The 25,939-nt window shown below is 28.3% G+C and carries 22 protein-coding genes, 1 other RNA gene and 1 riboswitch; of the genes, 18 read left to right on the top strand and 5 right to left on the bottom strand.

Annotation, left to right across the window (positions count from 1 at the left end):
- From JFY71_RS09765 to JFY71_RS09830, 14 genes are all read left to right on the top strand, one after another.
- Positions 1 to 2,028: a bifunctional 4-hydroxy-3-methylbut-2-enyl diphosphate reductase/30S ribosomal protein S1 gene (locus JFY71_RS09765; protein WP_243660602.1), complete on the top strand. Its 2,028-nt coding sequence runs from the start codon at positions 1 to 3 to the stop codon at positions 2,026 to 2,028.
- Between the two features lie 80 nt (positions 2,029 to 2,108).
- Positions 2,109 to 3,131 (top strand): deoxyguanosinetriphosphate triphosphohydrolase, encoded by a 1,023-nt coding sequence (locus JFY71_RS09770; protein ID WP_243660603.1) that lies wholly within the window; start codon positions 2,109 to 2,111, stop codon positions 3,129 to 3,131.
- A 10-nt stretch (positions 3,132 to 3,141) separates the two neighbouring features.
- A complete protein-coding gene (gene dnaG / locus JFY71_RS09775) occupies positions 3,142 to 4,923 on the top strand; it encodes a DNA primase (protein WP_243660604.1) in 1,782 nt (593 codons plus the stop codon).
- A gap of 15 nt (positions 4,924 to 4,938) precedes the next feature.
- Complete coding sequence (gene rpoD, locus JFY71_RS09780; protein ID WP_243660605.1) at positions 4,939 to 6,126, top strand: RNA polymerase sigma factor RpoD; 1,188 nt, start codon at positions 4,939 to 4,941, stop codon at positions 6,124 to 6,126.
- A 3-nt stretch (positions 6,127 to 6,129) separates the two neighbouring features.
- Positions 6,130 to 6,822, top strand: a complete 693-nt coding sequence (locus JFY71_RS09785) for a tRNA (adenine(22)-N(1))-methyltransferase (RefSeq protein WP_243660606.1) — start codon at positions 6,130 to 6,132, stop codon at positions 6,820 to 6,822.
- Positions 6,812 to 7,591, top strand: a complete 780-nt coding sequence (locus tag JFY71_RS09790; protein ID WP_243660607.1) for a Nif3-like dinuclear metal center hexameric protein — start codon at positions 6,812 to 6,814, stop codon at positions 7,589 to 7,591. The genes JFY71_RS09785 and JFY71_RS09790 overlap by 11 nt, the downstream gene beginning before the upstream one ends.
- A gap of 20 nt (positions 7,592 to 7,611) precedes the next feature.
- Positions 7,612 to 7,935: RNase P RNA component class A (gene rnpB / locus JFY71_RS09795), an RNA gene on the top strand.
- A 267-nt stretch (positions 7,936 to 8,202) separates the two neighbouring features.
- Positions 8,203 to 9,195 (top strand): tryptophan--tRNA ligase, encoded by a 993-nt coding sequence (gene trpS, locus JFY71_RS09800; protein ID WP_243660608.1) that lies wholly within the window; start codon positions 8,203 to 8,205, stop codon positions 9,193 to 9,195.
- A gap of 75 nt (positions 9,196 to 9,270) precedes the next feature.
- Positions 9,271 to 9,413, top strand: a riboswitch (Lysine riboswitch).
- A gap of 77 nt (positions 9,414 to 9,490) precedes the next feature.
- Positions 9,491 to 10,792: a diaminopimelate decarboxylase gene (lysA, locus tag JFY71_RS09805; RefSeq protein ID WP_243660609.1), complete on the top strand. Its 1,302-nt coding sequence runs from the start codon at positions 9,491 to 9,493 to the stop codon at positions 10,790 to 10,792.
- Positions 10,782 to 11,987, top strand: coding sequence for an aspartate kinase (locus JFY71_RS09810; protein WP_243660610.1), 1,206 nt, complete (start codon positions 10,782 to 10,784; stop codon positions 11,985 to 11,987). Before lysA ends, JFY71_RS09810 begins: the two co-directional genes overlap by 11 nt.
- 11 nt (positions 11,988 to 11,998) lie before the next feature.
- Positions 11,999 to 12,988 carry an aspartate-semialdehyde dehydrogenase gene (locus JFY71_RS09815; protein ID WP_243660611.1) on the top strand — a complete coding sequence of 330 codons (990 nt, stop codon included), beginning with the start codon at positions 11,999 to 12,001 and terminating at the stop codon, positions 12,986 to 12,988.
- Between the two features lie 11 nt (positions 12,989 to 12,999).
- The gene (gene dapA, locus JFY71_RS09820; RefSeq protein ID WP_243660612.1) at positions 13,000 to 13,878 is read left to right on the top strand and encodes a 4-hydroxy-tetrahydrodipicolinate synthase; all 879 of its coding nucleotides are present in this window, start codon (positions 13,000 to 13,002) and stop codon (positions 13,876 to 13,878) included.
- A gap of 8 nt (positions 13,879 to 13,886) precedes the next feature.
- Positions 13,887 to 14,636 carry a 4-hydroxy-tetrahydrodipicolinate reductase gene (dapB, locus tag JFY71_RS09825; protein WP_243660613.1) on the top strand — a complete coding sequence of 250 codons (750 nt, stop codon included), beginning with the start codon at positions 13,887 to 13,889 and terminating at the stop codon, positions 14,634 to 14,636.
- A 10-nt stretch (positions 14,637 to 14,646) separates the two neighbouring features.
- Complete coding sequence (locus JFY71_RS09830; protein ID WP_243660614.1) at positions 14,647 to 15,621, top strand: diaminopimelate dehydrogenase; 975 nt, start codon at positions 14,647 to 14,649, stop codon at positions 15,619 to 15,621.
- A 48-nt stretch (positions 15,622 to 15,669) separates the two neighbouring features.
- On the opposite strand, the gene ppdK is transcribed toward JFY71_RS09830, so the two are convergent.
- The 3 genes from ppdK to asnA all read right to left on the bottom strand — a co-directional run bounded on the left by ppdK (position 15,670) and on the right by asnA (position 20,251).
- Positions 15,670 to 18,318, bottom strand: a complete 2,649-nt coding sequence (ppdK, locus tag JFY71_RS09835) for a pyruvate, phosphate dikinase (RefSeq protein WP_243660615.1) — start codon at positions 18,316 to 18,318, stop codon at positions 15,670 to 15,672.
- A gap of 10 nt (positions 18,319 to 18,328) precedes the next feature.
- Entirely contained in the window at positions 18,329 to 19,141 is an 813-nt protein-coding gene (locus JFY71_RS09840) for a pyruvate, water dikinase regulatory protein (protein ID WP_243660616.1), read from the bottom strand.
- A gap of 96 nt (positions 19,142 to 19,237) precedes the next feature.
- Complete coding sequence (asnA, locus tag JFY71_RS09845; RefSeq protein WP_243660617.1) at positions 19,238 to 20,251, bottom strand: aspartate--ammonia ligase; 1,014 nt, start codon at positions 20,249 to 20,251, stop codon at positions 19,238 to 19,240.
- A 151-nt stretch (positions 20,252 to 20,402) separates the two neighbouring features.
- Between asnA and JFY71_RS09850 the strand changes: the two genes are divergently transcribed.
- Positions 20,403 to 21,302, top strand: coding sequence for a DegV family protein (locus tag JFY71_RS09850; RefSeq protein ID WP_243660618.1), 900 nt, complete (start codon positions 20,403 to 20,405; stop codon positions 21,300 to 21,302).
- Between the two features lie 16 nt (positions 21,303 to 21,318).
- Here the strand turns inward: JFY71_RS09850 and JFY71_RS09855 are convergent, their stop codons facing one another.
- On the bottom strand, positions 21,319 to 21,570 hold the full coding sequence (locus JFY71_RS09855) for a GIY-YIG nuclease family protein (protein WP_243660619.1): 252 nt from the start codon (positions 21,568 to 21,570) through the stop codon (positions 21,319 to 21,321).
- Entirely contained in the window at positions 21,563 to 22,180 is a 618-nt protein-coding gene (locus tag JFY71_RS09860) for a regulatory protein RecX (RefSeq protein WP_243660620.1), read from the bottom strand. Before JFY71_RS09860 ends, JFY71_RS09855 begins: the two co-directional genes overlap by 8 nt.
- A gap of 192 nt (positions 22,181 to 22,372) precedes the next feature.
- Between JFY71_RS09860 and JFY71_RS09865 the strand changes: the two genes are divergently transcribed.
- The 3 genes from JFY71_RS09865 to leuS all read left to right on the top strand — a co-directional run bounded on the left by JFY71_RS09865 (position 22,373) and on the right by leuS (position 25,934).
- Positions 22,373 to 23,032 (top strand): hypothetical protein, encoded by a 660-nt coding sequence (locus JFY71_RS09865; RefSeq protein WP_243660621.1) that lies wholly within the window; start codon positions 22,373 to 22,375, stop codon positions 23,030 to 23,032.
- Between the two features lie 8 nt (positions 23,033 to 23,040).
- On the top strand, positions 23,041 to 23,262 hold the full coding sequence (locus tag JFY71_RS09870) for a YdbC family protein (protein WP_243660622.1): 222 nt from the start codon (positions 23,041 to 23,043) through the stop codon (positions 23,260 to 23,262).
- A 260-nt stretch (positions 23,263 to 23,522) separates the two neighbouring features.
- Complete coding sequence (leuS, locus tag JFY71_RS09875; protein ID WP_243660623.1) at positions 23,523 to 25,934, top strand: leucine--tRNA ligase; 2,412 nt, start codon at positions 23,523 to 23,525, stop codon at positions 25,932 to 25,934.
- Positions 25,935 to 25,939: the final 5 nt, after the last annotated feature.

Genomic DNA, 25,939 nt, shown 5'->3' on the forward strand with positions numbered 1-25,939 from the left:
ATGGAAATATATATTGCTAAAAATGCAGGATTTTGTTTTGGAGTAAAAAGAGCCATTGATATAACGGAAAAAGCTTTAGACAGTACTGTAAAAACAAATTCTTTAGGATTGTTAATACACAACGAACAAGAAGTTGGAAGATTAAAGGAAAAGGGGTTAAATGTTTTAGATGAAATAAAAGAAACAAACACCAATGAAAATTTAGTTATTCGAAGTCATGGTGAAACATTAGAGAAAAAAAATGAAATTATAAAAAATGGGTATAATCTTATAGATGCAACATGTCCAATTCTATTGTCTATTTACAAAAAAATACAGAAAGCAGAAGATGAAGGTTACACTATTGTAATAATTGGAGATAAGAATCATCCGGAAATTATTGGAATATGTGGTCAAATTTCAACTGATGCTATTGTAATAAACAGTATAGAAGAGGCAGAAAGAATAAAAAATAAAAAAAATTTATATATTATATCCCAAACAACAAATTTAATAGAGAAATTTTTGAAATTATCTGATATAATAGATAGAAGTAATACTAATGTAGTGATAAAAAATACAATATGCAATGCTACAAAACTAAGACAACAGTCAACAATAGAATTATCTAAACAAGTAGATGCAATGATTGTTATTGGAGGAAAAACGAGTTCAAATACTAACAAACTCTATGAATTGTCCAAGAAGCATTGTAAAAATTCATTTAGAATTGAGACAGTAAATGATTTATCTTTACAAGAAGTATTGAAATATAAAAAAATAGGGATTACCGCAGGTGCGTCTACACCTGAATGGATAATTGAGGAGGTTGTTCAAGTAATGGATAATTACAGCAAAGACGAGTTTATGGAGCAAGTGGAAGGAAGTATAACTAAGATTTACCCTAAAGATGTTGTTAAAGGTAGCGTTATTTATGTTACTGACAATGAAGTTATGGTTAATATAGGTTATAGTTCAGATGGGATAATTAAGTTAGATGAATTATCAACTGATCCAGATAAAAAACCTAAAGATCTTTTCACAGAAGGTCAAGAAATTGAAGTATATGTAATAAAACTTGACGATGGTGAAGGTAACGTAGTTTTATCTACGAGAAGGGTAGAAGGGTTGAAAAACTGGAAAAAACTCGTAGAAATTTATGAAAATGATGAAACAGTAAATGCTGAAGTTATAAAAGAAGTTAAAGGTGGTTTGCTAGCTTCTGTACTTGGTATCAATGCTTTTATTCCTGGTTCTCAAATAACTACTTCTTATGTAAAAGATTTATCACCATATGTTGGTCAAACATTAGAATGTAAAATTATAAGTATAGATGAAAAGAAGAGAAGATTAGTTTTATCAAGAAGACAAATAGAAGAAGCTGCAGAAAGAGAAAGAATAGACAAAGCTTGGGAAAATATTGAAGTAGATAAAATATTACCTGGTAGAGTTGAAAGATTAACGGATTTTGGAGCTTTTGTAGATGTTGGTGGAATTGATGGATTAATTCATATTTCTGATATTTCATGGAGGAGAATCAAACATCCTTCAGATGTATTAACAGTTGGTGATGAAATCGAAGTAAAAGTACTTAGAGCTAACAAGGAAAAGAACAGAATATCTTTAGGGTTAAAACAACTTACTAAAAAACCATTTGAATTATTTATGGAAAATAATAATGTTGGAGATATTGTAACAGGTGAAGTTGTTAATCTATTGGATTTTGGAGCTTTCGTACGTCTTGAAGAAGGAGTTGAAGGATTAGTACACGTTTCACAAATAAGTTATGAACATGTAGAAAAGCCTTCAGATGAATTAAACATTGGGGATAAGATACAAGTAAAAATATTAGATATCAATCCTGAAACTAAGAGGATTGCATTAAGTATAAAAGAAACTTTAGAAAAACCTGAAATGCCAGAAAGGCCAGAGCCAAAAAAAGCTAAAAAACCTAAAGAAGATAGAATGCCTGAATATGAAAATCAAGAACTAGAACATAATTTAGGTGAGATTTTAGATGCAGAACTAAATAAAAATACTGAAGAATAAAATTAATAAAAAAAGGTAGAGTATTCTCTATCTTTTTTATTTGATACACTCTTTTATAATTTATCTTAGAAAGGTACTCCATGTATAACAGAATAGATCAAGAAAATTTTGAAGATAAGTTTTTAACTGAATTTGCTGCTAAAAGTAAATTTGCAACTAGAAGAAGACCTGAAAAACAAGATAGCATAAGAACAGCATACCAAAGGGATAGGGACAGAATTATTCATTCCAAATCCTTTAGGAGATTGAAACATAAAACACAGGTTTATATTTCCCCTGAAAAAGACCACTACAGAACCAGGTTAACTCATACACTTGAAGTAGCTCAAATAGCAAGGACTATTGCAAGAGCCTTAAGATTAAATGAAGACCTAACCGAAGCTATAGCTTTAGGTCATGACTTAGGTCATACGCCTTTTGGACATATGGGAGAAGAAGTTTTAAATGAATTAAATCCTTCTGGTTTTAAACATTATTTACATTCTGTAAGAGTGGTAGAATTATTAGAAAACACAAAAGAAAGATTTGGTTTAAATTTAACTGAAGATGTGTTAGATGGAATAGCTAACCATACAGGTAGCCAAATTTCAAAAACAATGGAAGGTAAAATAATAAAATTTGCAGATAGAATTGCATATATTAATCATGATATTGATGATTCCATTAGAGCTGGAATTCTAAGTGAAGAAGATATACCAAAAGATATTTCAAATGTTCTAGGTAGGACTTCTAGTATTAGAATTAATACCTTGGTAAATGATATTATAATTAACAGCTATTTGAAAAATAATATAGAGATGTCTAGTGATAAAAACGAGAAAATGAACGAATTAAGACAATTTATGTTTGACAGAGTTTATTTTAATCCAAAAGTTAAAAATGATGAAGTTAAAGCAAAGGGAATAATTGAAAATCTTTATGCTTATTATAAAAATAATTTTAATAAGCTGCCTAAAGATCATATAGATATTTATAAAAAGAGTGAAGATTTAAAATATTCTTCTAAAGATGAGATAATTACAGATTACATTGCAGGAATGACAGATACTTTCGCAATTCATAAATATATGGATTTATTTGTACCTAAACAGTGGACAATTTAGGAGGTAAATATTGGCATATATTCCAGAAGATAAAATCGATGAAATAAAAGATCAATTAGATATAGTCAATATTATTTCAGAGTATGTAGATTTAAAGCAATCTGGAAATAATTATATTGGACTATGTCCATTTCATAACGAAAAAACACCTTCATTTACAGTATCTAGTCAAAAAGGAATATTTCATTGTTTTGGTTGTGGTGAAGGTGGAGATACTATTTCCTTTATTATGAAAAAAGAAAATTTATCCTATCCTGAAGCAATTCAGTTTCTAGCTGATAAATTAGGAATATTCATAGAGACAGGAAAAGTTGATAAAGAATTATATGAACATAGAAAAAAACTATATGCAATAAATAATGAAGCAAAACTTTTTTTCTTTCATAATCTTTTAACAAATCCAATACCTAAAAAATATATAGTGGAAAGGGGATTAAAAAAAGAATTAATTAATAAATTCATGATAGGTTATGCTACAGAAAAATCCCAAGATCTACTAAATTATATGTTAAAAAAGGGTTTTAAAATTGAAGATCTACTAGAATTAGGTTTAGTGAAACAATCTAAAAGAAATAATTCCTTGTATGATGCATATAGAAATCGATTAATTTTTCCTATTATAGATTTAAGAAAAAACATAATAGGTTTTGGTGGAAGAACCTTAGTTGATGATAGGGCTAAATATATTAATTCACCAGAAAGTTTAGTTTATCATAAAAGCAACAATGTTTATGGTGTAATGAATTTAAGAAATGTTTCTAAAGAAAACAAGGTAATTTTAGTTGAAGGTTATATGGATGTAATCTCTTTATCAAATTATGGAATAGATTATAGTGTAGCAAGTTTAGGAACATCCTTGACAATAGAACAAGCTAAATTAATATCTAGGTATACTAAAAATGTGTACATTTGTTATGATGGCGATGAAGCGGGTATTAATGCAGCAGAAAGAGCTTTGGAGATATTTAGAAGTATTAATATTTCTCCAAATATTGTAAAAATTCCAGATGGTTTAGATCCGGATGATTATCTGAAGAAATATGGAAGAGACTCATTTAATCAATTATTAGAAAACTCATTAAATCCTATTTTATATAAGTATAATAATTTAATAAATGAATATGATTTAAATGATATAGATCAAAAGGTGATTTTTTTAAACAAATTAACAGAACTACTTGCTGAAATCGAAAGTAAATTGATTAGAGATGAATATATTAATCGATTTTCAGATGATTTATCATTAGATAGGGATAATTTACAATATGAAATTAATAAGATTTTAAATACTAAAACTATAGATGTAAAGACAAAAAAGCAAGTTGTAAAAAACCAATCCGATAAAGGATATAAAAAAATCTTATTAGAATCCTTACGTTATATTATTTTTAATCCTAATATTTCAGAAGACATTATAGAAGTATCAAAATTTCTAAGTGAAAAAACTGAATTTTGGACTAAGACTTTAGATATAGTTAAAAAGATTGATTATAATTCAGAAAAATCAATAAAAGATCAAATTTATGATTTTAATATAGATGATAAAACAAAGTTAATATTTGATGCAGTTTTTAAAGTAAAGGATTATAATTATTATTTAAATAACGATAATGCTGAAAATTATATAAAAAGCATGGAAAAAAATAAATTAATTATAGAAAGAGAAATATTAAAATCCCAGTTTATTCTGTTAGAAGATTATGATAAATTAAGTGATGAATTAAAAAATGTTTACAATAAGCTTGCAATGGATATATTTAAACTAGATATAGATATAAAAAAGATGACTTAATCAGGAGGTTTCATCATGAGTGACAATAATTCAATTAAAGATTTTGATGAAATAAGTATAGAAATAGATGAAATAAAGAAAGATATTATTGAAGAATTAATTAGTCTTGCTTCAGATAATGATGGTTTGATTACAGAAGAGCAGTTTAAAGCAGTTGAATCCTATTCAGAATTATCAGAAGAAGATATTGAAGATATTGAAAAAAAACTAGTAGAGGAAAATATAGAACTAGTAAAAGACAGAGCCCATATTGAAAAAGAAAACCTAGATGACGATGAAGATTTAAAAGATGATGCAGACGAAGAAGATGAAAAAGATGAACCTTCAGAAGAAGTTGAAATAAAAGTTGATGACTTATCAAATATAAAGGGACTAAACGTAGATGATCCTGTGAAGATGTACTTAAAGGAAATTGGGAAAATACCTCTATTAACTGCCGAAGAAGAAGTTGATTTAGCAAAAAGAATGGAAGCAGGAGATAACTATGCTAAAAAACGGTTAGCAGAAACAAACTTAAGATTAGTTGTAAGTATTGCAAAAAGATATGTTGGTCGTGGTATGCAGTTTTTAGATCTAATTCAAGAAGGTAATTTAGGCTTGATGAAAGCTGTAGAAAAATTTGACTATAAAAGAGGATTTAAATTTTCAACTTATGCTACATGGTGGATACGTCAAGCTATAACAAGAGCTATAGCTGATCAAGCTAGGACTATAAGAATACCAGTTCATATGGTTGAAACTATTAATAAATTAGTAAGAATTGAAAGACAGCTTATTCAAGAACTTGGAAGAGATCCAACAAATGAAGAAATTGCCAAGGAAATGGGAATAGAAGTTGAAAAGGTTAGGGAAGTAAGAAAAATTGCTCAAGAACCTGTATCGTTAGAAACTCCTATTGGAGAAGAAGAAGATAGTCATTTAGGAGATTTTATAGAAGATGAAACTGCTATTGCTCCTGATGAAGCAGCTAATTTTACAATGTTAAGGGAACAATTAAATGAAATATTAGGAACATTAAATGATAGAGAGAGAAAGGTTTTAGAGTTAAGGTTTGGTTTAACTGATGGAACACCTAGAACTTTAGAAGAAGTAGGTAAGGAGTTTAATGTAACTAGAGAAAGAATACGACAAATTGAAGCAAAAGCTTTAAGAAAACTGAAACATCCTAGTAGAAGTCAAAAACTTAAAGATTTCTTGGAGTAAAAAATGCAACAATATAGACTAATGAAGATATTGAATATGATTGATAATAATTCCATTGTAGCAGATATAGGTACTGACCATGGGTTGATACCTATATTTTTGTCTGAGAAAAAAATTTCTAAAAAAATTATCGCTTCTGACATAAGCCAAAAATCTCTATATAAATTAATAGAAAAATTAAATAGTAGTTATTTGTTAGATAATATTGAAACAAGGGTTTCTGATGGGTTAAGTGAGTATAAACCCTTTGAAATGGATACAATAGTTATTTCCGGCATGGGAGGACTATTAATTATCGATATATTAAAAAAGGATTTAAATATAGCTAAATCAGCTAATAATCTAATATTACAAGCCAATAATAGTCTTTATGAACTTAGAAGATTTTTACATGAAAATGGATTTAAAATTATTGAAGAGGACGATTTATTTGAAAATGACAAATATTATCAAATCATAAAAACAGAAGTTGGATTGGAAAAATATGAACATAAGTATGAATATGAATTTGGTAAATTTTTAATAGAAAAAAAATCGAAATCATTATATGAACAATTAAATAGATTAATAGAAATTAATCAAAATTTAATAAAAGATTTAAAAGCTATTAAAAACCCTAATTTAAATAACAGAATTCTTGAACTAGAAGAAGAGATACTATATTACTCTGAAGTGAGGGATTTAATTGAAAATTAAAGAATTCATTAATGAATATGAAAAAGTAGTTCCTTTAGATATTCAAGATGAATGGGATAATTCAGGTTTTCAACTTGGAAATAAAGAGAATATTTTAAAAGGAATAACATTGTCATTGGATTTTAGCATTAATGTAGTTGAGTATGCTGTAAAAAATTCATGTAACTTAATATTTACTCATCATCCAGTTTTTTTTAATCCAATTAAATCATTGGATCTTAATACTAATTTTGGAAAAGCTCTTGAAATGGCTATAAAAAATAATATTTCAATATATAGCAGCCACACTAATTTAGATTATATAGATGGTGGAGTTAGTGATGCTCTAGCGAATTTATTTGAATTAAACAATATTAAGCCAATAGTACCTAAAGATTTTAATGAAAAAATTGGTTTGGGAAGGTTTGGAACTATTCCTTCCATAAATGGACAAGAATTTTTAAACTTATTAAAGAGTAAAATTGTAGAAGATAATTTATTGGTATATGGTGATTTTAATAGAAAAATTAATAGTATAGGTTTTATAGGTGGTTCAGGTGCTTCTGAAATTCCAGAAGCATTAAAATTAAAATTAGATTTACTAATTACTAGTGATATTAAATATCATAATGCGGAATTTGCAATTGATAATGGCTTGTTATTAATAGATTTAGGTCATTATATTTCAGAAAAATTTATTTTAGAAAAATTATATTATGATTTTCAAGAAAAATTTAATATTAAAGTTACAAGATTTTACTATGATAAATCTATGAGAAAAATATTATAAAATATGTTATAATTATTATGTGAGTAGAAAAGATAATCGCGTTAATACGAGGAAAGTCCGTGCACTATAGAGCAGAATGCTGGATAACGTCCAGTGGGGGCGACCCTAAGGAAAGTGCAACAGAGAGATACCGCCAATTTTTGGTAAGGGTGGAAAGGTAAGGTAAGAGCTTACCAGCATGTAGGTGACTATATGGCTATGTAAACCCCATTCAGTGCAAGATCAAGTAGGATTATATGTGGCTGCTCGTCACTCCTAAGGTAGATCGCTTGAACTATTTGGTAACATTTAGTCTAGACAGATGATTATCTAAAACAGAACACGGCTTATTTTCTGGTCACTTGCCCGATTTACGGGCTTTTTATTTTAATTATTTATGTTTTATTTTGTTATAAATATTTGAATGTCAAAATAGTAGTCAGGGATTAATTTGTAGCGAGTTGGGAAAGGTGGGAGCCCAATATGAGAGAACTGATGAATGGGCTTGACTATAATTCAAAAGTTTAACTTACTTTACAAAGTTTTAAGTGGCAAATGCAAATGAAGTGGCACCGCGGAGTTATTCGTCTTCTATTATTATTAGAAGACGTTTTTTTATTTTAGGAGGAATTATGGAAAAAAAAATTGTTTTTAGTGGAGTACAACCATCTGGAAATTTAACGATTGGTAATTATTTAGGAGCTATTAAAAATTTTTCTAAATTACAAGAGGAATACAATGCTATTTATTCTATAGTAGATATGCATTCAATAACTGTACCTCAAATTCCAAAAGATTTAAGACAAAGAACTTATCAAGTATTAGCGTTATATTTAGCAACAGGCTTAGATCCTGAAAAAACTACAATTTTTGTACAATCTCATGTCTCAGCACATGCAGAGTTATGCTGGGTGTTAAACTCAATTTCATATATGGGTCAATTAAGTAGAATGACTCAGTTTAAAGATAAATCAAGTAAGTCTGAAGAAAATTTAAATTCTGCTTTATTTACTTATCCTGTACTAATGGCAGCGGATATTTTATTGTACCAGACAGATTTTGTTCCAGTTGGTGAAGATCAAAGACAGCATATGGAATTAGCTAGGGATTTAGCAATTAGGTTTAATAATAAATATAGTGATACTTTTAAAGTGCCGGAAAATTTAATTCAAAAAGAAATTGGGAAAATTTATAGCTTGAAAAACCCAGAGTTTAAAATGTCAAAATCCGATTCGGATATAAATAGTTATATTTCAATGCTTGATGATAGGGATACAATAATTAGAAAGATTAAAAGAGCTGTAACCGATTCACTTGGTGAATTTAATTATTCAGATGAGCAAAAAGGTTTAAAGAATTTAATAAATATATATAGTGCTTTTTCTGAAGAATCTATTGAAATAATTTTAAATAGATATAAAAATGAAAACTACTCTAAGTTTAAAGCTGATTTAGGAGAATTAATTGCAGATAAAATGGAGCCTATTCACAATGAATATTATAAATTAATTAAGGATAAGGCATATTTAGAGGATGTTATGAGAAATGGAGCAGAGAAAGCTAGAAGATTAGCAAGTAAAACATTAAGAAAGGTTTATAGAAAAGTTGGATTTGTTCAAATATAAATTTGGCATAATAAAAGCAGAAAGTAATTTGACAAATTATTGAACATCTGTTATTCTAATTTTAATATAATAATCAGTATATAAAGAGGCCGCAGTTTAAATTAGTAGGAAACGAAAGGTTAAATTGCCGAAATACGAAAGTGTTGGGGCTATGCTGAACAAGTATAGAACTGTCAATAAAGATACGCCCATTTCTTTATTGGAGGACTTTATATATTGAGGGCAGAAGGAAAGTTTTTAACTATGAGTGCCTTTTGCTCATAGTTTTTTTTATACAAATATTAGGAGACATTATATGAAATTATTAGGAAATATGAATATTAAGGACAATGAACTTTATATTGGAGAAATATCATGTAAGTATTTGGCTGAAAAATATGATACACCATTATTTATAATAGATGAAGATGATTTTAGAAAAAAAGCAAATAAATACTTGAATAATTTTTCTAGTAAAAATATTGAAACAAGAGTTATATATGCATCAAAGGCTATGTTGAATATATACATGGCTAAAGTTATAAAAGAAGAAAATCTATTTATTGATGTAGTAAGTGGTGGAGAGCTGTATACTGTTTTAAAAGCAAATTTTCCTAAAGATAAAATATACTTTCATGGAAATAATAAGTTAAAAAAAGAGTTAAAGTTAGCTATTGAAAATAATATAGGAACTATTGTAATAGATAATAAAGATGAAATTCGTAGATTAAAAGAATTACTTGAAGATACAGAAAAAAAACAGAAGGTTTTATTAAGAGTAAATCCGGGAATTGATGCTCATACTCATGAATATATAAAAACTACAAAATTAGATTCAAAATTTGGAGAATCTATTTTTGATGAAAATATATATAGTATTGTAAAAGAGATTGTAGATTGTGAAAATTTAATATTTGAAGGGTTTCATTGCCACATAGGCTCTCAAATATTCGAAAAAGAATCCTTTTTTAAAGAAGCAGAAACTATGATGGAATTTACTAAAAAAATAAATGAAAAATTAAATATTAAGGTAAAGGAATTAAATTTAGGTGGCGGATTTGGAGTATATTACACCGAGGAGGACAAACCATTTAAGCTAGAAAAATTTTTGAAAGAATTTATTTCTAAAATAGAAAAATTAGATAAAAAATTTGATTTAAATCTAAAAAGAGTTGATATTGAACCTGGTAGATCTTTAATTTCAAATAGTGGTTCAACACTTTATAGAATTGGCGGTATAAAAGAAACTTACGGCGGAAAAGATTATATTTTTGTAGACGGTGGCATGACAGACAATCCAAGACCAGCTCTTTATCAAGCTAAATATGAAGCAATTATAGCTAATAAAGCTAATAATAAAAATACCAATAACTATACAATAGCTGGAAAATGTTGTGAATCAGGGGATATTTTAATAGAAAATTGTCCATTACCAAAAGCAGAGGAAAATGATTTATTATTAATATCTTCTACAGGAGCTTATACATATTCTATGAGTAGTAATTACAATAGAATTGAAAAACCAGCCATGGTATTTATAAATAAAGACAAGGTAAAATTAGCTGTTAGAAGACAAACCTATGAAGACATAATTAGAGAGGATGTAGATGTTGAGTAATTTTACAACTGGGGTTGTTATGAAATATGGAGGTTCATCAGTAGCTAATCCAAAGAAAATCAATGAAGTTGCAGATAGGATAGTTGAAAGAAAAAAGAAATTTAAAAACATCGTTGTAGTTGTATCTGCAATGGGAAAAACCACAAATAATTTAATATCCATGTCTAAAGAAATAAATGAAAATCCTAGTAAAAGGGAAATGGATATGCTTTTATCTACAGGTGAGCAAGTGACTATTTCGTTATTGGCTATGGCGTTGGCTTCAAAGGGAGAGGAAGTTATTTCTCTAACAGGTTGGCAAGCTGGAATAAAAACCTTTGGGCACCATATGAAAAGTAAAATAGGAGATATAGATAAAAATAAAATCGAAAATTACTTAGAAGAAGGCAATATAGTAATTGTAGCCGGATTTCAGGGAGTAAATGAAGTAGGAGATATTACTACATTAGGTAGAGGCGGTTCAGATACATCTGCAGTTGCACTTGCAGCGAAATTAAATTTTTCTTGTGAAATCTATACAGATGTAAAGGGAATATACACTGTAGATCCAAGACTATTTAGCAAAGCTCGAAAGTTAGATTATCTATCTTATGAAGAAACATTGGAAATGGCCAATTTAGGTGCAAAGGTTATAGAACCTCGTAGTGTAGAGTTAGCATGGAAATATAAAGTACCTCTGTATATAGCATTAAATACAAATGATGTAGTTGGAACAGTAATCAGAGGAGAAGGAAATAATATGGAAAAAAATAGTATTACGAATATTTCAGTAATTGATAATATTCTTTTAGTTAATATAGAGTTAAAAACTAAAAATACAGAAAAAATAAATAATATTTTCGTACAATTAGGTAATAAAAATGTAAATATAGATATAATAAGTCAAAACAAGTTTTCTGATAATAATTATTTAATTTCATTTACAACAACTAATGATAATAAAATTATAGTATCGGAAATCTTAAAAGAAATGAATCTTAATTTTAACTTTATTGAAAATGTTAGTAAGGTTTCAATAATAGGAAATGCAATGAGAACTCAGGCAGGTGTAGCATCTAGAGTTTTTGAAATATTATCTAAAAATAATATTGAATTTCATCAAGTATCAACATCAGAAATTAGTATTTCATATGTAATTGATGACTTCAATGTTAAGAATATAGTTGAAATATTGGCAAAAGAATATAATTTATAATGGAGGCAAAAATGGAAGAAAGAAAATTAGTTAATTTAGCGGTAGTCGGTGCAACAGGAATGGTTGGAAGAACAATATTGGAAGTATTGAAAGATAGGGATTTTCCAATTAACAATCTATATTTATTTTCATCTAAAAAATCTGCAGGTCAAAAAGTAGAATTTATGGGAAAAGAATATGTAGTTGAAGAATTAAATGAAGAGTCTTTTGATAGAGATATTGATATTGCTTTATTTTCAGCAGGTGGAACTATTTCTGAAAAATTTGCTCCAATAGCATCTAAAAAAGGTGTAACAGTAATAGATAACAGTTCTTTTTGGAGAATGAATGACGACATACCTTTGATTGTTCCTGAAGTAAATGGAGAAGATGCATTTAAGAATGATGGTATTATCGCAAATCCAAATTGTTCTACAATTCAATCAGTAGTTCCATTAAGACCTTTACATGATAAATACAAAATAAAGAGAATTATATATAATACTTATCAAGCAGTTTCTGGATCAGGTGTAAAAGGAGTAGCAGATTTAGAAAATGGAACTTGTGAAAATTACCCTTATTCAATAGCAAAAAATTGCTTACCACATATTGATTCTTTTTTAGATAACGGATATACAAAAGAAGAAATGAAAATGATAGAGGAAACACAAAAAATATTAAATGATGATTCTATTAAGGTTACTGCAACAACTGTAAGAGTACCAATAAAGAACTCTCATGCTGTTAGTGTTAATCTAGAATTTGAAAAACCTTTTGAAATTGAAGACATATTTGAATTATTAAAGAATGCAGATGGAGTAGTAGTACAAGACGATATTAAAAATTTGATCTACCCTCTTGAAGAAACAGCTAATGGAAAAGATGAGGTTTTTGTAGGCAGAATTAGAAGAGATTTTAGTGTAGATAATGGAATTAATTTTTGGTGTGTAGCAGACAATATCAGAAAAGGTGCAGCAACTAATACTGTACAAATAGCTGAATTAATTGCAAGTAGACTTTAAGGAGGAGTGTAATGATTTTTAAAGGTTCAGGAGTTGCTATAGTTACTCCATTTAAAGATAATGGAGAAATTGATTTTGAAAAATTAGAAGAATTGTTAGAATTTCATGTAGAAAATGGAACAGATGCAATTATTATTACTGGTACTACAGGTGAAGCCTCTACAATGACAGATGATGAGCATTTAGAAACAATAAAATTTGCAGTAGATGTAATTAATAAAAGAATACCGGTAATTGCAGGTACTGGAAGTAATGATACAAGACATGGAATAAATTTAAGCGTTGAAGCGGAAAAAAGAGGAGCGGATGCTTTATTACAAGTTACTCCTTATTATAACAAAACATCTCAAAAAGGATTAGAAGAACATTTTTTAGCTATTGCAAATGCTGTAAATATTCCAATAATTCTGTATGATGTTCCTGGAAGAACTGCAATGACAATAGCTCCAGAAACAATTGAAAGATTATCAAAACATAAAAACATAGTTGGTTTAAAAGATGCAACTGGAAATTTAGCATATACTGTTGAAGTAATTCGTAGATGTGGAGAGAATTTTGCGATTTATTCAGGTAATGATGATGTAGTTGTACCTCTATTATCAGTAGGAGGAGTAGGAGTTATTTCAGTTTCAGCTAATATAATTCCTAAAGAAACAAGTCAAATGGTTCATCTATATTTAGAAGGAAAAACCAAAGAAGCAGCAGCTTTGCAAATTAAATATAAAAAATTTATTGATTCATTATTTGCAGAAGCAAATCCAATACCGGTAAAGGCTGCAATGAATATTTTAGGTTTTGATGTTGGAGGTTTAAGATTACCTCTATACGAAGCATCTGATTCTACTAAAGAATTATTAGTTGAGTCAATGAGAGAAGTAGGAATTTTATAAGGTGTAATATGAATATATTATTAATTGGTGCAACAGGTAGTATGGGAAAAACTGTTGAGGAAATTTGTAGTGAATCTAAAGATTTTAAAATTGTTGCAGGAATAGGATTAAATGATGGGAAAGATCATAAATATCCAATTTATTCAAATTTTTCAAATGTTAAAGAAAATTGTGATGTAATTTTGGATTTTTCTAATCATAATTTAATAACAGATATTTTGAATTATGCAATAAAAATCAAAAAACCTTTAGTAATATCCACAACAGGATATACAGATAAACAAGTTGAAGAAATTGAAAATGCTTCAAATTATATTCCAATTTTATTTTCCGGAAATATGAGTTTGGGAATAAATATTTTATTGAAAGTTGTAGAGAACTTATCAAAATCACTATTGGATTTTGATATAGAAATTATAGAAAAACATCATAAATTAAAAAAAGATTCTCCTAGTGGAACTGCACGTATGCTATTTAATTCTGTAAATCTAGGAAGAGACAATGAATTAATAGAAAAATATGGCAGAGAAGGTACTAATTTAGAAAGAGCTAATAATGAAGTTGGTATTCATTCTGTAAGAGGTGGAACCATTGTTGGTGAACATACGGTATTATTTTCAGGAGAAGATGAAATATTAGAAGTAACCCATAAAGCTCAATCTAAAAAAATATTTGCTTTTGGAGCTTTAAAGGCTTGTAAATTTATAATCGAAAAGGAAAATAACTTATATAGTATGAGAGATATATTTGATTTTTAATGGAGATTTTATGGAAAAAATTAAAATAGGAATTATTGGATATGGAAATCTTGGCAAAGGTGCTGAAAAAGCAGTAAAATTATCTAAGGACATGGAGTTAGTGGGTATTTTTACTAGAAGAAATAAAAGCGAAATAGATAGTGATTCAAATATTTACAACATTAGTGAATTAGAGGAATTTAAGGGGGATATTGACGTTTGCATATTATGTGGTGGCTCAGCTACTGATTTATGGAAACAAGGCCCAGAAATAGCTAAAAACTTCAATACAGTGGATAGTTTTGATACACATGCTAAAATTCCGGAATATTTCTCTCAAATAGATGGATCAGCAAAATCAGGAAATAATTTATCATTAATTTCAACAGGATGGGATCCAGGATTGTTTTCTATTCATAGATTATTTTCTCAGTCAATAATGCCTGTAGGAGAAACCTATACTTTTTGGGGTAAAGGTGTTAGCCAAGGTCATGGAGATGCTATAAGACAAATAGAAGGGGTTAAAGATGCAGTTCAATATACAATTCCTGTGGAGAAAGTAATTAGTGAAATTCAAAGTGGAAATATATTGGATTTAACAACAAGAGATAAGCATATTAGAGAATGCTATGTTGTTGTTGAAGAAGAAGCTGATAAGAATAAAATAGAGAATGAAATTAAATCTATGCCTAATTATTTTTCAGACTATGATACTTATGTAAATTTTGTATCAGAAGATGAATTAAAACTAAATCATAGTGGAATGCCCCATGGAGGAAGAGTTTTGAGGATTGGTAAAACCTCTGAAAACATAAAACAAATCTATGAATTCAAACTTGATTTAGGAAGTAATCCAGAGTTTACTTCAGCAATAAATGTTGCTTATGCTAGGGCTGTATATAGGTTAAATAAAGAGGGGACAAAAGGGGCAATATCTGTCTTTGATGTTCCAGTATCATATTTATCAATTATTAGTCCAGAAGAACAAAGAAGGCTACTTTTATAGTAAAATAAAAAGGTTCAGTAAATTATTACTGAACCTTTTTTTTAGTTTTTATTTATCAATATGACCAGTATCAATATTTTGTTTTTTTACAGTTGCTTGAGCTAATGTAAGTCTAGCAATTGGAACTCTATAAGGTGAACATGAAACATAATCCAATCCAAGATTATAACAGAATTCTATTGAAGAAGGTTCTCCGCCATGTTCTCCACAAATTCCTAGATGTAGATTCTTATTGGTTTTCAGACCTTTCTCAACAGCTATTTCCAATAGTTTACCAACGCCTTTTTGGTCTAAACTTTCAAAAGGACTTGTTGGATAAATATCTTTTTCCTCATATTCTCCTAGGAATTTACCGGCATCATCTCTTGAAAAACCAAAGGCCATTTGAGTCATATCATTAGTTCCAAAACTAAAGAAATCTGCTTCTTCAGCAATTTCGTCAGCTAGTAATGCAGCTCTAGGCACTTCTATCATGGTTCCAATTAAATATTCCACTTTATCAGAATATTCTTCAAATATTGTATTTATTTCATCTATTATTTCATTTTTTACATAGATTAATTCTTTTACATCACCAACTAAAGGTATCATAATTTCTGGAACAATATTTCGTCCTTCTTTTTTATGTCTTAAAGCAGCTGTAATAATTGCTCTTGCTTGCATTCTATAAATTTCAGGATAGGTAACAGCTAGTCTACAACCTCTATGACCTAACATAGGGTTTACTTCATGTAAATCTTGAACTGTATCATTTACTTCGTCATATGACAATCCCATATCTTTTGCTAATTTTTCAATATCTTTTTTATTTGTAGGTAAGAACTCATGTAATGGTGGATCTAATAGTCTTATTGTAACAGGTAGATCTTCCATAACTTTGTATATTTCATAAAAATCATTTTCTTGCATAGGTCTGATTTTGTCTAAAGCAATTTTTCTTTGTTCAGTGGTTTTTGATAAGATCATTTCTCTTACAGCTGGAATTCTTTCGTCACTGAAGAACATATGCTCAGTTCTTGTTAATCCAATTCCTTCTGCACCAAATTTTAAAGCTTGTTTAGCATCTTTAGGTGAATCGGCATTAGTTCTTACTTTCATATTCCTAATTTCATCAACCCAATTCATAAATATTTCAAAATTACCGGATAATTCAGGTTCTACTTTATCTACATTTCCAAAATATATTGAACCATCATTTCCATTTAATGAAATAACATCACCTTCAGTTAGAACAAAGTTGTTAGATCTCATAATTTTTTGTGCTTCATCAACAACTACTTCACTTGCTCCAGCTACACAACATTTACCCATTCCTCTAGCTACTACAGCTGCATGAGAAGTCATACCACCTCTAGCAGTTAAAATTCCTTCAGCAGAAATCATGCCTTCAATGTCCTCAGGAGAGGTTTCTTGTCTAACTAAAATAACTTTATCACCTTTTTTTGCAGCTTCTACTGCTTCTTCAGCATTAAAGTATATTTTTCCTGAAGCTGCACCAGGGGAAGCTGCTAGTCCTTTAGAAATTAATTGTGCATTTTTTAATTGTTCAGGATCAAAGTTTGGATGTAGTAGTTGATTTAAACTATCAGGCTCAATACGCATAACTGCTTCTTCTTTAGAAATAAGACCTTCATTAACTAAATCAACAACAATGTTTAAAGCAGCCTGAGTAGTTCTTTTACCGCTTCTAGTTTGTAGAATAAATAATTTACCATTTTCTATAGTAAACTCTAAGTCCTGCATATCTTTATAATGTTCTTCTAATTTATTTGCTGTATTTAAAAATTCATCATAAACTTCAGGCATTACATCATGTAAAGTAGAAATATGTTCAGGAGTCCTAATTCCTGCTACAACATCTTCACCTTGTGCATTAATTAAGTATTCACCAAATAATTTATTTTCTCCAGTTGCAGGATTTCTAGAAAAGGCTACACCAGTACCGGATGTATCACCCATATTACCAAATACCATAGATTGAATATTAACAGCAGTACCAAGAGTATTGTCAATATTATGTAGTTTTCTATAGATATTAGCTCTAGGATTATTCCAAGATCTAAAAACTGCCTCAATAGAATACTTTAGTTGTACCATAGGATCTTGAGGAAACTCATTACCAGTTTCTTCAACATATATTTTTTTATAAATATCAACTAATTTTTTCAAATCCTCAGCTGTTAATTCATTGTCTAAATCTACTTTTTTGTCCTCTTTCATTTGCTCTAAAGCTGTTTCAAAATGAACTTTAGGAATATCCATAGCTACATCAGCAAACATTTGTATAAATCTTCTATAAGAATCATAGGCGAATCTTTCATTTTTAGTAGAATTAGCTAAGCCGATTACAGATTTATCATTTAAGCCAAGATTTAAAATGGTATCCATCATACCAGGCATTGAAAATACTGCTCCACTACGAACTGAGAATAATAAAGGATTATTTTCATCGGAAAATTTTTTATTTAATTTCTTTTCAGTTTCCTTTATATGCATTTCAACTTCTTCTAGTAATTCAGGCCACAAGGATTCATTTTCATCATAGTAACGATTACAAGCTTCCGTTGTAATGGTGAATCCTGGTGGTACTGATAAACCTAAACAAGTCATTTCTGCTAAGTTAGCACCTTTGCCACCTAACAAGTTTCTCATATCTTTGTTACCTTCACTAAAGTCATATACATATTTCTTAGTCATATTCTCACTCCTAAATTTCGTTATTTATTTTTTTAAGATGTCTTATAATAATATCTGCAGTCTCTTCAATAGCTCTTTCAGAAACATCTATTATAGGACATCCAATTTTTTTTATTACAGAATGTGCATGGTCTAATTCTAATAATATTCTATCCATATTAGAATATGAAGAATTAGGTGGAAGACCCAATGCTTGCAATCTCGATTTTCTAATAAGATTTAGTTTTTCTGGGGAATTAGTAAGTCCAATAATTTTTTTAGCAGGAATTTCAAATATTTCTTTTGGAACAGGTGTTTCTGGAACCAAAGGAATATTAGCTACTTTATAATTCTTGTTAGCTAAATACATGGATAGGGGAGTTTTTGACGTTCTAGACACTCCTAAAATAGTAATATCTGCTGAAAGGACTCCTCTTGGATCTTTACCATCATCATATCTAACAGCAAAATCGATTGCATCTACTCTTTTAAAATATTGAGCATCTAGACTTCTTAAGGCACCAGGCCTTGTTTTAGGTTCTTGACCTAATAATCTTTCTATAGCGATAATTGATGAAGTTAAGACATCTACACCGGTAATACCAATTAAATCACAGTTTTTTTTCATTGCTTCAATTAAGTTTTCATCAACTAATGAATAAAAAATCAAGGTATTTTTTATATCTTTAATATTATCAAAAATCTTATTTAAAGAAACGATATCTCTAATATGAGAAAATCGTTCAAAAACTTTTTCTTCAACATCAAATTGAGCTATAGAAGCATTAATAATTTGTTCACAAGTTTCGCCAGTTGAATCTGACACTACGATAAATCTAATCATAATATATACCTCTACTTATTTTAGCTTATACTACTATTATACAACAATTTCGATTTTATTCTATTAATTATAAAAAATAAGCTCTATTAACAGAGCTTATAATAAATTTATATTGTTTTTTTTACATTCTTCTATCATTTCTTTTGGCCATGCACTAGCCTGAACTTCTCCAATATGTGCTTTTTGCAAAAAAAGCATACATAGTCTTGATTGACCAATTCCTCCACCTATAGCTTGTGGATAGTTATTTGCAATTAAATTTTTATGAAATTCAAAATTTAATCTGTTAAGATTATCTGATATTTCCAATTGTTTTTTTAATACTTCAGAGTTTACCCTTATTCCCATAGAGGATAATTCAAGAGCATCATTTAAAATTGGATTCCAAACTATAATGTCTCCATTTAAATTCCAATCGTCATAATCTGGAGATCTAACATCGTGAGGTTTTCCAGAGTTAAGTTTGTTTCCAATTTTCATTAAAAACATTGAGCCATATTTTTTGCAATATTGTTTTTCTCTTTCCTCTGGAGATAGGCTCGGGTACTTATTTTCTAAATCTTGGCTTGTAACTATACTAATAGTATCACGTAAAACCGGATTATATTTAGGATAGTGTTTTTTCAACATAACCTGAGTATCCAATAAAACTTGATATATGGTTCTAACGGTTTGAATTAAAAAAATTTCTGTTCGATCTTTATCATCTATAGTTTTTTCCCAATCCCATTGATCAACATAGTAAGAGTGAGTATTATCACAGGTTTCAGAAGCTCTTATTGCATTCATATCTGCATATATACCACTGCCTATTGGAATATTATATTCTTTTAGAGCATTTCGTTTCCATTTAGCCAGTGATTGAACAATTTCTAATTGAGTTTTTCCACATTCTTGATTAACATAAAAACTTACAGGTTTTTCAACACCAGTTAAATTATCGTTTATACCAAGGTTAGACTCGACAAATAGAGGCGCTGAAACCCTAGTTAAATTTAAAGTACTAGCAAGTCTGGACTCGAAAAAATCTTTTATTAATTTTATAGCTTTTTGTGTTTCTAATAAGTTTAAATCAGACTTATAATTTTTGGGAATTACAAGATTATACATTAATTTCCTCCTGAAAAATAATACTATAATTATACTTTAAGTAAAATAATCGGTCAACAATATACTAAAACCCAAAGGATTTTAATATTATTCAAAGGTATCATATGTATGGTATACTAAAATTAATTGATATTAACATAGAGGTGATTTAATGGCATTAAAAGTAATTGTAGATTCAGGTAGTGATATACCGGAAGAACTAGTAGAAAAGTATGATTTAATTATGCTTCCACTAACGGTTATTTCTGGAGATAAGGAATATAGTGATGGAGTTGATATTACTTCAAAAGAATTGACTGATAGGATGAAACAAGGAGAGGTTTTCACTACATCTCAAGTAACATATGATCAGTTTTATAATAAATTTAAAGAAGAAATAGAAAAAGGAAATGAAATTGTATATATTGCTCTATCAGCTGGTATATCCGGTTGTTATAATTCAGGTGTTTTAGCTATGAATGATATTCTTAAAGAATATCCAGAAGCATCAATTGATGTAATAAATAGTAATTGTGCATCGTTGGGAATTGGACTTGTTGCGATTAGAGCAGCAATATTAGTAAAAAATGGCTTTGATTCAAAATATATAGTGGATAAAATTAAATTTTTAGCTGATAATGTAGAACATTATTTTACAGTTGATGATATGCAATATTTATATAGAGGTGGCAGAGTCACAGCCACACAAAAGATATTAGGCGGAATGTTAAATATTAAGCCTATGCTAACAGTGGATAAGGGTAATGGTAAATTGATTCCAATAGACAAGGGAAGAGGCTTAAAACAGGTTTATAGGAAAATAATATCCAAAATAAAAGAGGATATTGCAGATAATAATTTATTTAAAACTCAAACAATGGCCATAGTTCATTCTGACTTTTTAGAAAATGCATTAGAATTAAAAAACATGATATCAAATGAGCTGGGAGCAGAGAATATAATAGTTGGAAATATTGGATCAACTATATCAGCACATACAGGACCAGGCTGTATAGCTGTTTTTATTAACAAAAAAGAAATTGGTGATGAAATAGACGTTTTTGAAAACTAATATTAAAAAAGGAGAATTAATTCTCCTTTTTTAATATTAGTTTAAGTTTTTCTTGTTTGGTTAATTTTTTTATTTTAATTTCTCTTTTTAAAGCTTCACTTTTATTGTCAAAAGATTCGAAATAAACTAACTCTACAGGAATTCGCCCTCTAGTATATTTAGCCCCTAGTCCTTTATTGTGGGTTTCAATTCTTTTATTTAAATTAGTTGTCCAACCAGTATATAGAGAACCATCTTTACACCTAAGGATATATACATAATTAATCATGAAATTCCTCGATTACAGCAGTGATAATATCATATGAAAACCCCTTTTGAGATAAAGTGGAGTAAATTTTATTTTTTAATTTATATTTATCATACTTGTTTTTCCATATATTATATTTTTTCTTAATTATATGAACAGCATTATTAAAATCTGTTTCATAAGTATCTTCAATGACATTGTCAAAAACTTCATTTGAAATACCTTTTAAATATAATTCATATTTTATTTTTTTAGAACTCCATTTATTAACTTGTGATTTATTGTTGTAGAATACTTTTGTAAAAGAAAGATCATCAATCATATTTAAATTTTTCAAATAAGAAACAATATTTTCAATTTCTACTTCTGTTGCCTTTTCTTTTTTTAGTCTATTGACAATTTCTTTTTCTGTTCTTATTCTATAGCTAATAAAATTAATGGATATTGATAATAAATTAGTAAAATTATCATATTCTATTAATTGTTTTAAATCGTCAGAGGAAAGCTCCTTTCCTCTGTATAAATTTAACTCATTGTATAGTTTATAATTAGCATGAAATATTTTTTTGTTTTCTAAAATTATATCAAACTGATCTTTATGATCGTTAAAGTTTATTTCTTTTATAATCATAGTAGTACTAAAGAATAAATTACTGGAATTAACATCGATAAAACAAGTAGAAATGAAACAATTCTTATAATTTTATTTCTTTTTTTCATAATTCACCTCTTATCATAAGATTTTATCATATTAAAAACTTCTATGCCATAGCTTGTATTTTATATTATTAATGTTAAAATATTTATTGAAAGTTGGGATGAAATGGAATTATGTATAGATAAATTATTAGTAGAACTAGGAATAAAAATATATGATTTAGAGAAAAAATCTGAAAGTAAAAAAGAATTAAATAATTTAGAAGTAAGAAAGCATTTAAAAGAAAAATATATTTTATTAAAGTTAAGAGAAATTGAAATAGCTCAAAATTTAAGTGTAAATAAAAATATAGATGTACCAAATTGGCTGCCATATATTGATTACATTGTAAAAAATGAATATATATGTAACGATTTTTTAAAATCCAATACTATTAATAATTCAAAAAATTTAAAAAAAATATTTGTAAATATTAAATATCTTTTATATGAAGATTTGTATAAAGATGACAAAAAATTCATTAAAGAATTATATAATAAAGCAGAGCTAGCATATAAAAATAAAAATGATAAATTATTAAGGCTTTATGAAGAAATTTCCTATGATATATTTAATAAAAATATATCAAACGGAAATATTTCACAAGACATTTTAGAGAATTCTATTAAAAAGTTGGAAAAAGAAAATAAAGAAGAAGATATAAGATTAAATAAAATCAAAGAGAATATTTATAAAAATATTGATAAGCTTGATAAGCTAATTAAAGAAATTAATGATATATTTTTAATGTCAATACCAGAAAAAGAAGATACTTATATTATGTAGGAGGAACTATGGCAGAATTTAAATTTGAAATTGTAGAAAATTTAGGCATTCTTTCTGAAAATGCAAAAGGATGGAGAAAAGAGCTTAATTTAGTTAGTTGGAGTGAAAGAGAACCTAAGTATGATATAAGGGAATGGAACCCAGATCATACTAGAATGAGTAAAGGTGTTACTTTTACAAAAGACGAACTAATGATATTGCAAGAACTATTGAAAGAAGAATTGGAATAATTGATTTATTATAATTCTAATGGTATAATTTTGTAGATTAAATATTTTAAGTTTATAGAATTACTAAGTAGAAGGACTTTTATAGAGAGCTGTAGTTTGGTGAAATACAGTATAGTCTAAATACCGAACTTGTCTATATTATACTTAAACGGGACATCGATAAATGTATTAAAGAGGGTATAAACCAATAAGAGTGGTACCGCGAATTTAACTTTCGTCTCTTAATAGAGATGGAAGTTTTTTATTTTGAGGAGGAAATTATGGAAAATTACAATCCTAATGCCATAGAAAAAAAATGGCAAAAACATTGGGATGATTTTAAACCATTTAAAACTGAAATTGATAAAAACAAAGAGAAATTTTATGCTTTAATAGAATTTCCTTATCCATCAGGAGAGGGACTTCATGTGGGCCATCCTAGACCATATACAGCCTTAGATATTGTATCTAGGAAAAGAAGATTGCAAGGATATAATGTATTATATCCAATGGGATGGGATGCCTTTGGATTACCGGCAGAAAATTATGCTATAAAAAATAAAATTCATCCTGCAATAATTACTGAAAAAAATATACAAAGATTTAAAGCTCAATTAAAATCGATAGGATTATCTTTTGATTGGGATAGAGAAATAAATACAACAGATCCAAATTATTACAAATGGACACAATGGATCTTTATAAAAATGTTTGAAAAAGGATTAGCTTATAAAAAAGAAATGCCTATTAATTGGTGTCCATCTTGTAAAGTTGGATTAGCTAATGAAGAAGTAGTTGGTGGAAATTGTGAACGTTGTGGCACAGAAGTTGTTCATAAAGTAAAAAACCAATGGATGTTAAAAATAACTGAATATGCAAATAGATTAATTGATGATTTAGATGAAGTAGATTATCCGGACAAAATAAAATCTCAACAAATTAATTGGATAGGAAGATCCTATGGTTGCGAATTAAATTTTTCTATAAAGGACTCTGAAGAAAAAATTAAAGTTTATACAACAAGACCAGATACGATTTTTGGAGCAACATACATGGTTGTAGCTGTTGAACATCCAATAATAGAAAATTTAAAGGATCAAATTACAAATTTAGATGAAGTGATCAATTATAAAAAAGAAGTATTAAAAAAATCTGAATTTGAAAGAACTGAATTAAATAAAGATAAAACAGGAGTAGAGTTAAAGGGAATTAAGGGGATAAATCCATTAACAGGAAAAGAAATTCCAATTTATATTTCAGACTATGTTTTAATGACTTATGGTACAGGTGCTATTATGGCAGTACCAGCTCATGATACAAGGGATTATGATTTTGCAAAGAAATTCAACCTAGATATTGTTGAAGTTGTTTCTGGAGGAGATATTTCAAAAGAAGCGTATACCAATACAGAAAATGGCATTTTAATAAATTCTGGATTTTTAAATGGTCTTGAAGTAGAGGATGCTAAAAAGAAAATTATAGAATATATTGAAAAAAACAATTTAGGACATAAAAAAACGAACTTTAAACTTAGAGATTGGATTTTTTCAAGACAAAGATACTGGGGAGAACCAATTCCATTAGTGTATTGTGATGATTGTGGTTGGGTTGCTGTACCTGAAGAGGAACTACCAGTTAAATTACCTGATGTAAAAGAATATGAGCCTACAGATGATGGAGAATCACCACTGGCTAAAATTGAATCCTTTGTTAATACTACTTGTCCAAAATGTGGTAAAAAGGCAAAAAGAGAAACAGATACTATGCCTCAATGGGCAGGTTCTTCATGGTATTATATGAGGTATATGGATCCACACAACAATAATGAATTAGCCAGCAGGGAGAGTATAGACTATTATGGCCCTGTTGATTGGTATAATGGTGGAATGGAACATACAACTCTTCACCTATTATATTCTAGATTTTGGCATAAATTTTTATACGATATTGGTGTTGCAAATACCAAAGAACCATATATGAAAAGAACAAGCCATGGTATGATTTTAGGAGATAATGGTGAAAAAATGTCTAAATCTAGAGGAAATGTTATTAATCCAGATGATATTATTAGAGATTTTGGCGCAGATACATTAAGAACATATGAAATGTTTATAGGAGATTTTGAAAAATCTGTTCCTTGGTCAGAAAATGGAGTAAAGGGTTGCAGAAAGTTTTTAGATAGAGTTTGGAAATTGCAAGATATTGTAGTTGATGAAGGAGAATATTCAAAAGAATTAGAATCCTCAATTCATAAAACAATTAAAAAAGTGTCAAATGATTTTGAAACATTAAAATTCAATACTGGAATAGCCCAGTTGATGACTTTATTAAATGATTTTTTAGCTAATGGTAAAATTTCCAAAAAAGATTTAAGTACATTTTTAATATTACTAAATCCAGTAGCACCTCATATTACAGAAGAAATTTGGGAAAGATTTAAATTTAAAGGTCATATTTATGAACAACAATGGCCAGAGTATGATGAAGAAAAGACAAAAGATGAGGTAATTAATCTACCAATTCAAGTAAATGGTAAATTAAGAGCAAATATAGAAATTTCCATAGATGAGGAAGAGGAAAGTATTTTCAGTAAAGCTATTTCTAATGAATCAATAAAGAAATACGTAGAAGGAAAAGACATAATTAAGAAAATTTATGTAAATGGTAAAATATACAATATAGTGGTAAAATAGTGTAA

Origin of the sequence: Miniphocaeibacter halophilus (genome assembly GCF_016458825.1) — a bacterium.
Taxonomy (GTDB): domain Bacteria; phylum Bacillota; class Clostridia; order Tissierellales; family Peptoniphilaceae; genus Miniphocaeibacter; species Miniphocaeibacter halophilus.